This window comes from Arthrobacter sp. ERGS1:01, from assembly GCF_001281315.1.
In the GTDB taxonomy this organism is placed as follows: Bacteria; Actinomycetota; Actinomycetes; order Actinomycetales; family Micrococcaceae; genus Specibacter.
This window is the reverse complement of the sequence record NZ_CP012479.1, coordinates 1,619,084-1,631,024: the sequence shown is the minus strand read 5'-3', so window position 1 is coordinate 1,631,024 and position 11,941 is coordinate 1,619,084. Positions and strand designations below refer to the sequence as shown.

At 67.2% G+C, this 11,941-nt stretch carries 11 protein-coding genes; 3 read left to right on the top strand and 8 right to left on the bottom strand.

The window, feature by feature from the left end; all coding sequences use genetic code 11:
* Nucleotides 1–49: 49 nt before the first annotated feature.
* From AL755_RS11230 to AL755_RS11210, 5 genes are all read right to left on the bottom strand, one after another.
* On the bottom strand, nt 50–1,297 hold the full coding sequence (locus AL755_RS11230) for a pyridoxal phosphate-dependent aminotransferase (RefSeq protein WP_054011078.1): 1,248 nt from the start codon (nt 1,295–1,297) through the stop codon (nt 50–52).
* 92 nt (nt 1,298–1,389) lie between these two features.
* A complete protein-coding gene (locus AL755_RS11225) occupies nt 1,390–2,175 on the bottom strand; it encodes an ABC transporter permease (RefSeq protein ID WP_054011077.1) in 786 nt (261 codons plus the stop codon).
* Nucleotides 2,172–3,200, bottom strand: a complete 1,029-nt coding sequence (locus AL755_RS11220) for an ATP-binding cassette domain-containing protein (RefSeq protein ID WP_054011076.1) — start codon at nt 3,198–3,200, stop codon at nt 2,172–2,174. The genes AL755_RS11225 and AL755_RS11220 overlap by 4 nt, the downstream gene beginning before the upstream one ends.
* A 158-nt stretch (nt 3,201–3,358) precedes the next feature.
* Complete coding sequence (locus AL755_RS11215) at nt 3,359–4,306, bottom strand: permease prefix domain 1-containing protein (protein ID WP_054011075.1); 948 nt, start codon at nt 4,304–4,306, stop codon at nt 3,359–3,361.
* Nucleotides 4,303–4,680 (bottom strand): PadR family transcriptional regulator, encoded by a 378-nt coding sequence (locus tag AL755_RS11210; RefSeq protein WP_054011074.1) that lies wholly within the window; start codon nt 4,678–4,680, stop codon nt 4,303–4,305. Before AL755_RS11210 ends, AL755_RS11215 begins: the two co-directional genes overlap by 4 nt.
* A 240-nt stretch (nt 4,681–4,920) precedes the next feature.
* On the opposite strand from AL755_RS11210, the gene AL755_RS11205 reads away from it, so the two are divergent.
* A complete protein-coding gene (locus AL755_RS11205; RefSeq protein ID WP_054011073.1) occupies nt 4,921–5,556 on the top strand; it encodes a hypothetical protein in 636 nt (211 codons plus the stop codon).
* Nucleotides 5,557–5,708: 152 nt separating this feature from the next.
* On the opposite strand, the gene AL755_RS11200 is transcribed toward AL755_RS11205, so the two are convergent.
* From AL755_RS11200 to AL755_RS11190, 3 genes are read right to left on the bottom strand one after another with little or no spacing between them, the layout of a single operon-like run.
* Nucleotides 5,709–6,620 carry a sugar phosphate isomerase/epimerase family protein gene (locus AL755_RS11200; RefSeq protein WP_054011072.1) on the bottom strand — a complete coding sequence of 304 codons (912 nt, stop codon included), beginning with the start codon at nt 6,618–6,620 and terminating at the stop codon, nt 5,709–5,711.
* Entirely contained in the window at nt 6,617–7,840 is a 1,224-nt protein-coding gene (locus AL755_RS11195; protein WP_082369172.1) for a dihydrodipicolinate synthase family protein, read from the bottom strand. The genes AL755_RS11200 and AL755_RS11195 overlap by 4 nt, the downstream gene beginning before the upstream one ends.
* 2 nt (nt 7,841–7,842) lie before the next feature.
* A complete protein-coding gene (locus AL755_RS11190; protein WP_054013010.1) occupies nt 7,843–8,976 on the bottom strand; it encodes a Gfo/Idh/MocA family protein in 1,134 nt (377 codons plus the stop codon).
* 269 nt (nt 8,977–9,245) lie between these two features.
* Here AL755_RS11190 and AL755_RS11185 point away from each other — a divergent pair, with 269 nt between their 5' ends.
* Both AL755_RS11185 and AL755_RS11180 read left to right on the top strand, forming a co-directional pair.
* On the top strand, nt 9,246–10,304 hold the full coding sequence (locus AL755_RS11185; protein WP_054011071.1) for a LacI family DNA-binding transcriptional regulator: 1,059 nt from the start codon (nt 9,246–9,248) through the stop codon (nt 10,302–10,304).
* Nucleotides 10,305–10,534: 230 nt separating this feature from the next.
* Nucleotides 10,535–11,938 (top strand): aspartate aminotransferase family protein, encoded by a 1,404-nt coding sequence (locus AL755_RS11180; protein ID WP_054013009.1) that lies wholly within the window; start codon nt 10,535–10,537, stop codon nt 11,936–11,938.
* Nucleotides 11,939–11,941 lie beyond the last annotated feature (3 nt).

The following is an 11,941-nucleotide window of genomic DNA, read 5'->3' as shown; positions in this document are numbered from 1 at the left end:
AATGAATATGCGTTTGCATCTACATTGCAGAACCGGGACGTAGCGAAAACTATTCCCCGGCGGCCGTGCCGACCAGCGTAGCCTTGCGGCGGTACACGGCCAGGAAGACGGAAATGCGGCGCACGGCCTCCTCGATGTCGCCCACGGAGGGCAGGATCACGAAGCGGAAGTGGTCCGGCGTGGGCCAGTGGAAGGCCGTGCCGTGGCTGACCAGGATCTTTTGGTCCTGCAGCAGGTCGATCACGAATTTCTCATCCGACTCGATCGGGTACAGGGCCGGATCCAGCTTGACGAACAGGTACATGGCGCCGGCGGCGGGCACACAGGACACACCGGGGATGGCGTTGAGGAGCTCGGAGGCCCTGTCGCGTTGGTCGTGCAAGCGCCCGCCGGGCTTGGTGAGGTCGTTGATGCTCTGGTAGCCGCCCAGGGACGTCTGGATGGCGTGCTGGGCCGGGACGTTGGAGCACAGGCGCAGCGAGGCGATCAGTTCCAGGGATTCCTTGAAGCCGGCCATCGCGGCGCGCGGCCCCGACAGGGCGACCCAGCCGGCCCGGTAGCCGGGCATCCGGTACGCCTTGGAGAGCCCGCTGAAGGTGAGCGTGCAGACGTCGTCGGCCAGGGATGCCATGTGGATGTGGCTGCGTCCGTCGTAGAGGATCTTCTCGTAGATCTCGTCCGAGAAGATGACGAGGTCGTGCCGGCGGGCCAGTTCAATGAACTTTTCCAGGATGTGCCGGGGGTAGACGGCGCCCGTGGGGTTGTTGGGGTTGATGATGACGATGGCGCGGGTGTTGGCCGTGATCTTTGCCTCGACGTCGGCCATGTCGGGCCACCACTGGTTGTCCTCCTCGCAGAGGTAGTGGACGGGTACGCCGCCTGTCAACGTCACGGACGCCGTCCACAGCGGGTAGTCGGGGGCCGGGATGAGGACCTCGTCGCCGTTTTCCAGAAAGGCCTGGAGCGTCATGGAGATCAGTTCGCTCACGCCGTTGCCCACGAAGATGTCCTCGACGCCGATCTGCATCAGGCCCTTGGTCTGGTAGTACTGCGAGATGGCGGTGCGGGCGGAGAAGATGCCCTTGGAGTCGCTGTAGCCCTGTGCCCCGCGCAGGTGGTGGATCATGTCCACCACGATGGATTCGGGCGCCTCCAGGCCAAACGGGGCGGTGTCGCCCAGGTTCATGCGCAGTATTCGGTGGCCTTCGGCCTCCATTTTCTGGGCCGCGTGGAGAATGGGGCCGCGCAGTTCATACCGTACGTTGGCGAGTTTGCTGGAGTGTTGCATGGGACGCATGTGATCCATCTTCACACAATCGGCATGGCAAACGGCCGCCCTGTCCACATGTCGATCCGGTGGACAAGACGGCCGTAGCGCCCGTTACGGCGCTAGAGGGAGCGCTGGTAGCCGCCAAACGCCCGCGCGGCCAGCCAGGACATGACCACGGCCAGGCCGGCGAGCAGGCCGAGGTTGGCCCAGACGACGCCCCAGTCCGGGACGGTTTGCAGGGCGCCGCGCCCGGCCACCACGGCCCACTCGAAGGGGTTGAAGCGGGCCACCTGGCGCACCCACGCAGGGGAAAGGCCCGTGTCCATGATGGCCGAACTCAGGAACATCAGCGGGAAGGAGATCAGCTGCGAGATCCCGATGAGGGCGGTGTGGTCACCGGTCAGCAACGCCACGGCGTTGGAGAAGGCCGAGAACACGCTTGTCAGCAGCACCGCGGCCAGCAAGAGCACTACGAGCCCCAGCCAGCCGCCGTCGAACCTCGCACCGGCCAGCCAGGCAACGCCCAGCACCACGACCGTCTGGATCACCGTCAGCACGGCCTGGTACAGCATGGTCGCCACGATCATGGCGCCGCGGTTGGTGGGCGAGGCGAGGAACCGGTCCATGACCCCGCTGTCCATGTCCTGGATGTACGACGTCCCGGCCCAGGCGCTGCCAAAGAGTGCCATCATCATCACGATGCCGGGGGTCAGGAACACCAGGTAGTTGCCGCCGCCGGTGAATCCCGGAATGCTGACGACCGACTTGAACAGCTGGCCGAACAGCAGCAGCCAGATGACGGGCTGGATCAGGTTCATGGCCAGGTACATGGGGAAACGGAAGAAGCCGCGCAACGCCCTGCCCGTGAGGATGGCCGTGTGCGCGCCGGCTGTCAGGGCGCTCATGCCACACGCTCCGATTCCATGCCGGAGCCGCTGGTGGCGGAGCCTTGTGCAGCGAAGGCGTGGCCCGTGTGGCGCAGGTAGACGTCGTCCAGGCTGGGCCGGGAGACGGTGGCGGACGCGACGGGGAGGCCCGCCGCATCCAGCCGGGCCAGGAGCTGCGGGAGTGCCGCCGCCCCAGAATCGGCCCGGCCGTGCAACGTGCCGCCGTCGGCGAGCACCTCCCGCAGCAGCCCGTCGCCGGACAGCAGTTCCAGTGCGGCCATGGCGGCCTGCGCCCCTCCGGCGAGTTCGACGGCGACCGCGTCACCGTGCAGGGCATCCTTGAGTTCCTCCGGGGTGCCCTCGACCACCACCGTGCCGTGGTCGACGATGGCGAGCCTGCTGGCGAGCCGGTCGGCCTCCTCGAGGTAGTGGGTGGTCAGCAGCACCGTCATTTCCTCCGCGCGGGCCATGGTCTCCAGTTCGGCCCACATTTCGGCTCGGGCCTCCGGGTCGAGGCCCGCGGTGGGCTCGTCGAGGAACAACACCTGTGGGCGGTGCATGAGCCCCAGGGCGACGTCGAGCTTGCGTGCCATGCCGCCCGAATACGTCTTCACGAGGCGGTGCGCGGAGTCCGTCAGGGAGAACCGGTCCAGCAATTCCGTGGCCCGGGCCTTGGCGGCGGGCCCGGACAGCCCCTGCAGCCGGCCCGCCAGGACAAGGTTTTCCCTGCCCGTGTCCATGGGGTCGCAGACTTGTTTTTGGGCGACCAGCCCGATGGCGCGACGGACGCGCCCGGGGTTGCGGGCGACGTCGAACCCGGCCACGAACGCCTGGCCGGAATCGGCGCGGGACAGCGTGGAGAGGATCTTGACGGTGGTGGATTTCCCGGCGCCGTTGGGGCCCAGCAGGCCGAAGATGGTGCCCGGTTCGACGGCGAAGCTCAGTGCGGAGAGGGCCTCGACACGGGGCAAGCCGTGCCCGCCCGGGTAGGACTTGACCAGCCCGGAGGCTTCCAGTGCCGGTGTGGATGATGCGTGTGCCATGGTTGGCTCCTTGTGTGGGAGCCTCTTGTGCCGCGGGTGCTGCCGTAAACTTTAAGTGTGCCTTGAGGTTGTTAGCGCAACACCCCGGTTGGGGAGACTCAATGGTTGGTGCAGGCGGTCCGGATGCTCGAACATCCGGGCCGCTTGTTTTTGTTGTGCTACTTCTCCTTTGACTTGTGCAGCGACCCCTCTCCGGAAGGGAACAGCATCCGGGCCAGGACCAGCATGAAGACGACGAGCCCCGCGAGCAGCGCGAGCCAGGAGTAGGCAAAGCCGGCCGTGAAGCTCAGCCACACGAACAGCGCCAGCGCCACGAGCCAGATCACCGCCGTGTAGATGCCGAAGCGGGCGGCGGCCACGGGGTCCTGGGAGAACCTGTCCATGCCCTGGTAGTCGCGCTGGACCTCGCGCGCCCACGCCTTTTTCCGGTTGCTTTGGGACAGGCCCAGCTTGATGAAGATCACCACCGCGCCCAGCAGCACGAATGCGCCGGCGAACAGCAGCCCCATGCCGGCCAGGACCACCAAGGACATCAGGAACAGGCCGGCGACGGCGGCCGCGGCACCCGCGCCATAGCCCAGGGCCCGGCGCAGCGGCACGGGGTGGTCCTGGCTGGTTTCCTGGCGCAGGCTCCACGCCGTGATGGCGCCGATGGAGAGCGTCGCGGCAAATCCGGCCAGCACGGCCGCCGCGGGGCCGGTCCCCGCATCGCCGGCACCCGGATTGCTGCCGGCAAGGATCAAGATGAACCAGAGCAGGGACGCAACGGCAACGAGCGCCAGGATCACGGTCCCGATGACGAAGCCGGGGCGCGGGGTGACCTTGTTGACGGCGAATGCCTGGGCCTGGGTGGCCGCTTTGGACAACGGCTCCGCGCCTTGGCCCGACTGCACCGAGGAGATCACCTCGCCGAGGTCGCCGAACTCGTCGATGGCCCGGGCGGCGGCGTCGGCCGGGGTGGCCCCCTGCCCCGTCAGTTCCGCCACGCGTTCGGCCAGGTTGGAGCGGATCTCCTCCTTGAGGTCCCGGAGTTCGGCGTTCATGGACACGTCCGCGAAGGCGTCGTCGAGGTAGCGGTGGATGTTGGGGTTCTCGGCGCTGCTCACGGCGTGCCGCCTTTCACGTTCAGGAGCGAATTGATGATCTCTTGCGTTGCCGTCCAGTCCAGGACGTTCTTGCGGTAGACGGCGCGGCCGGCGTCGGTGATGCGGTAGTACTTCCGCCGGCCGCCCTGGGTTTCATCCCCCCAGCTGGCCTCCACGAGCCCGTCCTTGACGAGCCTGCGGTAGGTGGCATAGAGGGTGGCTTCCTTGATCTCGTAGCGCCCGCCGGTTGCGTCCCGGATGGTCTTGTAGATTTCGAAGCCGTACCGTTCGGCGTCCCGGAGCACGCCCAGGACGATCGTGTCGGTGTGCCCGCGGAGCAAATCCGCCGCGAACGGTTCGGACTGGGGAGGGGTTTCCTCTGGGTTGCGTGCCATGTCCTTTACTGTAACAGATACAGTACTTTGTGCGGAAGGGTTATTTTCATTTCCGCACCCCGGCGGCGCTCCGCAAAAAACGATGTTGAGTTTCTCACAATCGCCCACAGCGGCCACCCCTAACACAACCTCCCGAATCCCATGAACAGAGAAAGATTGGTAAGCTGAACCGCTGGACCAAGGCCCTTTTGGGGAAGCGCCTCCCACATCACTTTTACCCTCAAGGAGACCAAGCCCTCAATGACTTCCGTGGCTACTGAATCACTGCGTGAACAGCTCTGGAACCGTCGCTATGACGAGAACATTGCACCCATCACCGAGCTCTGCGATGCTCTTGCCGAGGCCCGGCCCCAGCAGCAGGTCGCTTATGTTGATCCGGTCCACGACATCGATGAGTGCCGCATCATCAGCTTGTTCTCCAATGTGGGCGAGATGGACGCCTCCGGCTTCGTCACGGCCGGCGACGAGCAGGCCGCAACGCGCCTGCTGGGCATCCACTGGCAGCTGGGCCTGCGCCCCAGCTACGTGATGCCCTGGAACGTGCACCCCTGGTTCACCCCGGGCGAACCGAACGGCCGCCTCACGGCACCGCAGATCGAGCAGGGCCTGCGCCCCCTCGTGAAGTTCATGACGCTGGTGCCCCGCGCCTCGGCCCTGGTGGCCCACGGCACCGAGGCCCACCGCCTGGCCGACCAGCTCCTGAAGGCCCAGGGCCCCATGCTCTACAAGCGCGGCTTCGGCATCTACAAGGTCCGCTCGCTGAGCGGACGAAGCTTTGCCGGTTCGCCCGAGCGCCAGGAACAGTGGCTGCTGGAGTCCGCCAAGGCCTACGCCGAGTCGATGACCCGCTCCGGCATCCCCGTCAAGGGCCGCTAGGAACAAGACGCACGAAGGGCGCCGGCGACGGCATTTCCTCAGCGACTTTCCGGCCATCGGCCGCGGGCGGCCTTTGGCCTCCCTGACGTCGCTTTCGAAAACACCGTCGCCGGCGCCTGCTTTTAACTGCGCCTGCTTTTAACTACAGCTGTCTATGCCTGCAGTTGTGGGGCCACGAGCTTTGCGTACCGCTCCTTCACGGTGTCGATCACGTCCGCGAAGGGCTGTGCCCAGATGTCCTCGTTGAAGATTTCCACCTCGACGACGCCGTCGTAACCGGCGTCGGCCACCCACCGGCCGATCGTGGCGAAGTCGATCACGCCGTCGCCCATGAACCCCCGGGAGAGCAGGGCGTCGGCGGCGATGGGCAGGTTGAAGTCGCACACCTGGTAGGACGCCAGGCGGCCCTCGGCACCGGCGCGCGCAATTTGCGCCTCGAGGTCCGGGTCCCACCAGACGTGGAAGGTGTCCACCACGACGCCGAGTGCCGCGGCCGAGTGCGGGGCTGCCAGATCGAGGGCCTGCCCCAGCGTCGACAACACCGCGCGGTCGGCGGCGTACATGGGGTGCAGGGCTTCCAGGACCAGGCGGACGCCGTGTTCTGCGGCGAACGGCACCAGTTCGGCGAGGCGGTCGGCCACCCGCCGGCGCGCCAGGACCAGGTCCTTGCCCCCGACAACGGCAGACGCGGCTCCGTCATCCCCCGCAGCAGAGTCGACGGCTCCGGGTGCCACGCTGAACTCGGGCAACCCTCCCACCACCATGATGACCTCGGTGGTGCCAAGTGCAACGGCCTCCAGGATGGCGGCCTTGTTATCGGCCAGGGCGGCAGCCTGGCCGGGCCCGTCCGCGGCCGTCAGGAAGCCGCCGCGGCACAGGCTGGAGACCTGCAGCCCGGAGGCCTTGACCATGTCAACGGCCCGCTCCAGCCCCACCTCGGCCACCTTGTCACGCCACAACCCGATGTGCGACAGGCCGGCGGCGGCCGTCAGCTCAAGGGCCTGCTCCAGGGAGGCCTTCTTGATGGTGGCCGTGTTGATGGAAAGCTTGCCAAAGGTGCTCATGCCGTGGCTCCTTCGAGGATCTCGGAGGCAATGCCGGCGGTGTTCAGGAACCCGGACATGCGGCCGGCGGCCACGTCGGGATCCAGGAGGAGCCCGGCGGTGTTGGCCAGCCGGAACAGCTTCACCAGGTGGTCCACGTCCCGCCCGGAGTGCAGGCCGCCGACCATCTGGAAGCCGGGCTGGAAGCCGTTGAGCCAGGCGAGGAACGCGATGCCCGTCTTGTAGTAGTAGGTGGGCGCCTCGAAGATGTGCAGGCCCAGGTCCCGGGTGGAATCCAGGATGGCCCGCGCCTGCGCCGGGCGGCCGGCGTCGTACTCCTGCAGCGCCGTGGAGGCGGCCGGGGCGATCGCGGCGAAAATGCCCAGCAGCGCATCCGAATGATGGGTGCCGTCGCCGTCGATGAGCTCGGGGTAGTTGAAATCGTCACCCGTATAGAGGCGCACGCCCGCGGGCAGGCCGGCCCGCAGCGCAACCTCGTGGCCGGCGTCGAGCAGGGACACCTTCACGCCGTCCACCTTTGCGGTGTGGGTCGCGATGAGCTGCCGGAAGGTGGCCGTCGCGGCGCCGGTATCGGCACTCCCCCAATAGCCCGCAAGGGAAGGGTCGAACATGGTGCCCAGCCAGTGCAGCACCACCGGCTCCTTCACCTCGGTGAGCAGCGTGCCGTATATGGCGAGGTAGCCCTCCGGGCCCTGCGCCACCTTGGCCAGGGCGCGGGAGGCCATGATGATGACCTTGGCGCCGGACGCCTCGACCGCGGCGATCTGTTCGCGGTAGGCGGCCAGTACCGCATCCAGCCCGGCCTGGCCGGGTTCGACGGCGGCCGGGTCCAGTTGGTCCGTGCCGGCGCCGCATGCCAGGAGGTCCCGGACCGTGCGCTCCGGGGTTGCAATGAGCGCAGCCTCGGCGGCACTGCGCTTGATGAGTTCCTGCGTGGCGGACCAGTCAAGGCCCATGCCGCGCTGGGCGGTGTCCATGGCGTCGGCGATGCCCACGCCCCAGCTCCAGAGCTCGCGGCGAAATGCCAGGGTGGCGTCCCAGTCAATGTCCGCCGCGGCGCCGGGCGTGTTGTTGCCCAGCACCTTCGGGGTCACATGGGCCGCGGCGTAGACCTTGCGGGAGCGGATCAGCGCCGTGGGCTTGCGCCAGGGGCCCGCCGGGTTGAGGGTGAGGGCTGCCAATTCGCCGGTGGCCAGCGGGAGGGTGATGGTGGGGGCCATGGCTACAGCTCGATCGCGGGGATGTCGAGCGTGCGGCGTTCGGCGGAGGACTGCAGGCCCAGTTCGGCCAGTTGCACGCCGCGTGCGGCGGAAAGCAGGCCGAAGCGGTGTTCGCGGCCGGCCACGACGTCGCGCAGGAATTCCTCCCACTGCAGCTTGAAGCCATTGTCGAGGTCGGCGTTGGCGGGCACCTCGGCCCACTGCTCGCGGAAGGACTCCGTGACGGGCAGGTCCGGGTTCCACACAGGCTTGGGCGTGTTGGCGCGCTGCTGCGAGACGCATTTGCGCAGGCCGGCGACGGCGGAGCCGTGCGTGCCGTCGATCTGGAACTCCACCAGCTCGTCACGGTAGACGCGGACGGCCCAGGAGGAGTTGATCTGGCCAATGACGGGGTCTCCCCCGGGCGTCTCGAGCTCGAAGATGCCGTACGCGGCGTCGTCGGCCGTGGCCGCATACTCCTGGCCCGCCTCGTCCCAGCGGGCCGGGATGTGGGTGGCGGTCTTGGCGTTGACGCTCTTGACGGTGCCGATGATGCCCTCGAGCACGTAGTTCCAGTGGCAGAACATGTCGGTGGTCATGCCGCCACCGTCCTCCTTGCGGTAGTTCCAAGAGGGGCGCTGGGCGGCCTGGTGGTCGCCCTCGAACACCCAGTAGCCAAATTCCCCGCGGATCGAGAGGATGCGGCCAAAGAAGCCCTCGTCCACGAGGCGGCGCAGCTTCACCAGGCCCGGCAGGTAGAGCTTGTCGTGCACGACGCCGGCCGTGACGCCGGATTCGCGGCCGATCCGGGCAAGTTCAATGGCTTCCGCCAGGGTTTCCGCGGTGGGCTTTTCGGTGAAGATGTGCTTGCCGGCGGCCATGGCCTTCTTCAGCGTGGCGGCGCGCAGGCTCGTCATCGAGGCGTCAAAGACGACGTCGACCGTGGGGTCCTCGATCACGGAGTCCAGGTCGGTGGTCCAGTGCTCCACGTTGTGCAGCTCGGCCAGCTCGCGCACCTTCTCCGCGTTGCGGCCCACCAGGATCGGCTCGATCGCCACCTTCGTGCCATCCTCCAGGGTCAGGCCCGAATCGCGCAACGGCAGGATGGACCGAAGCAGGTGCTGGCGGTAGCCCATGCGGCCGGTGATGCCGTTCATGGCGATGCGGATCACCGCGGGGCGGTCAGCGGCAGACCGCTTCGTGGCAGTCTGCTCCGTCGCAATCAGCTCGGCAGCAGCGGGCACGGATGCGATTGGCTCGATGGTGGCATTGAGGGTCACGGGTATCTCCATAAAAGTAGTGGCGGCCCACGCTCGTGGTGCGGCGTGGCCCAGTGATTGGAAAGCGCTTTCCAATATATGCTGAAGTCACCAGCCGGTCAAGACCCCGGTTTTGCCCGCACCGACCCCACAAGAAGGACCGCTCCGTGCCCGTCAAACTCACCGAAGTGGCCCGCCGCGCCGGCGTATCACTGGCCACCGCCTCCCGGGTCCTCAACGGTTCCGCCCGGACTCCCGCAGCGGACATCGCCGAGCGGGTCAAGGCCGCCGCGGAGGAGTTGGGCTATGTGGCCAATGCCCAGGCGCAGGCACTGGCCCGTTCCTCCACGAGCCTGATCGGGCTGGTGGTCCACGACATTGCCGACCCCTACTTCTCCGCCATTGCGCACGGCGTCCAGGAAAGCGCCGCCAAACACCGGCGCCAGGTGCTGCTGGCCGGCACCGACGTTGCCGGAGAGGGGCTGGGTCCGGGAGACGCGGAGCTTGCCGCCGTCAGCGCGTTCATCTCCTACCGCACCGACGCCATCATCCTGGCCGCTTCCCGCCCCCGGGATGAGGACCCCCGGATCAGCAAGGCCCTGGGCCGGTACATCGACAATGGCGGACGGGTGGTGGTGCTGGGCGCCACGGAGATCCCGGGAGCGGCCGCCGTCAGCATTGCCAACAAGGAGGGCGCGGCCGCCCTGGCCGATGCCCTGCTCGCCAGGGGCACTACCCGTTTCGCGATCCTGGCCGGGCCATCCGACCGCAATACGGCGCGGCACCGCGTGGAGGGCTTTGTGCAGGCCCTCTCCGCGGCGGCCGTGACACCCCTGGCGGTAGTTGGCGGCGCCTTCACGAGCCGCGGCGGCTTCGACGCCACCCTGGAGTGCCTCGACACACTCGGCTTCACCGGACCAGGCTTCACCGGGCCCGGCACAGCCGACGCCGGGCCGCTCTGCATCCTGGCCGCCAACGACGTCATGGCCCTGGGTGCCATGACGGCGCTGCGCTCCCGCGGCCTGCGCGTCCCCGAGGACGTCCAGGTGGCCGGCTTCGATGACATCCCCACCCTGCGCGACCATTCCCCCGGGCTGACCACCTACCGGCTGCCCCTGGAAGACATTGGCAAGGTGGCCGCGGAGCTTGCCCTGGACCCCGGCAGCAGGCACGAAACACGCATCACCGGTTCCGTGGAGATCCGCGAAAGCGCGGGGGCGCGCTAAGCCGCTCTTGAAGGCCGGTGGCGGAGGCGCAAATTTCCAACACTGTGTGCCGTATCACATTCTCAGCACTCTTCAACGTATTTCTATGCATTTTCTCCATCGACAACGGAATCAGAAGTAAAAGTAAAAGATTTCCACTGAATCCCTTGTAAACTGCTGAGTCCGCGGGCAGACTGATCACCACGGGCGCATCGCAGACGATGCTCCACGCCGGATCCGAGGAGCACATCATGACTCAGCAAGTGGCATCCACCGCACCAGGGCAGGACTTTCGCACGGCGGCCGACATCCGCCGCTCCGCCCACGATAACCTGTGGCTGCACTTTTCCCCCCAACCCGCCGAGGCGGCCGAACTGCCCATGATCGTCCGCGGCGAGGGCGCCTACATCTATGACGACGCCGGGAAGAAATACCTGGACGGACTGGCCGGACTATTCACCGTCCAGGCCGGTCATGGCCGGACGGAATTGGCCGAGGCGGCCGCCCGCCAGGGCGAGCAGCTCGCCTTCTTCCCCCTGTGGTCCTATGCCAACGAGCCGGCCGCCGAACTCGCCGGCCGACTGGCCGCACTGGCCCCGGGAGACCTGAACCGGGTGTTCTTCACCAACAGCGGCAGCGAGGCCGTGGAGTCCGCCTGGAAGCTGGCCAAGCAGTACTTCAAGACCCAGGGCAAGCCGGGCAAGCACAAGGCCATTTCCCGCACCACCGCCTACCACGGCACCACCCACGGCGCCCTGTCCATCACCGGGATCCCCGAACTCAAGGTCGACTTCGAGCCGCTGGTCCCCTCCACCTTCCGGGTCCCGAACACCAACATCTACCGGGCACAGGAGCACGGCGACGATCCCGCGGCCTTTGGCCTGTGGGCCGCCAACCAGATTGAGCGCGTCATCCTGGAGGAGGGCCCGGACACCGTGGCCGTCGTGTTCCTGGAGCCCGTGCAGAATGCCGGCGGCTGCTTCCCGCCGCCTCCCGGCTATTTCCAGCGGGTCCGGGAAATCTGCGACGAATACGATGTGCTGTTGGTCAGCGACGAGGTCATCTGCGCGTTTGGCCGGCTCGGACACTATTTCGGCGCCGATCGCTACGACTACGTCCCGGACATGATCACCTGCGCCAAGGGCCTCACGAGCGGCTACTCCCCCATGGGTGCACTCATTGCCTCGGACAAGCTCTACGCACCGTTCGCCGACGGCAGCAACGTCTTCAGCCACGGCTACACGTTCGGCGGGCACCCGGTCTCCGCCGCCGTCGCGCTGGCCAACCTGGACATCTTTGAACGGGAGGACCTCAACGGCCATGTCCGCGCAAACGAGGCCGCTTTCCGGGCCACGCTGGAAAAACTCCTGGACCTGCCCATCGTTGGCGATGTCCGCGGTGCCGGCTATTTCTACGGCATCGAGCTCGTCAAGGACAAGGCCACGAAGGAGACGTTCAGCGAGGAGGAGTGCCACCGCGTGTTGAAGGGCTTCGTCTCGCACGAATTGTTCGCCAACGGCCTCTACTGCCGGGCCGACGACCGGGGCGATCCCGTCATCCAGCTCTCGCCGCCGCTGATCATCGGCCAGCCCGAGTTTGACGAGATTGAACGCATCCTCCGTACGGTTCTCACCAAGGCACAGGAGTTGCTCTAACCC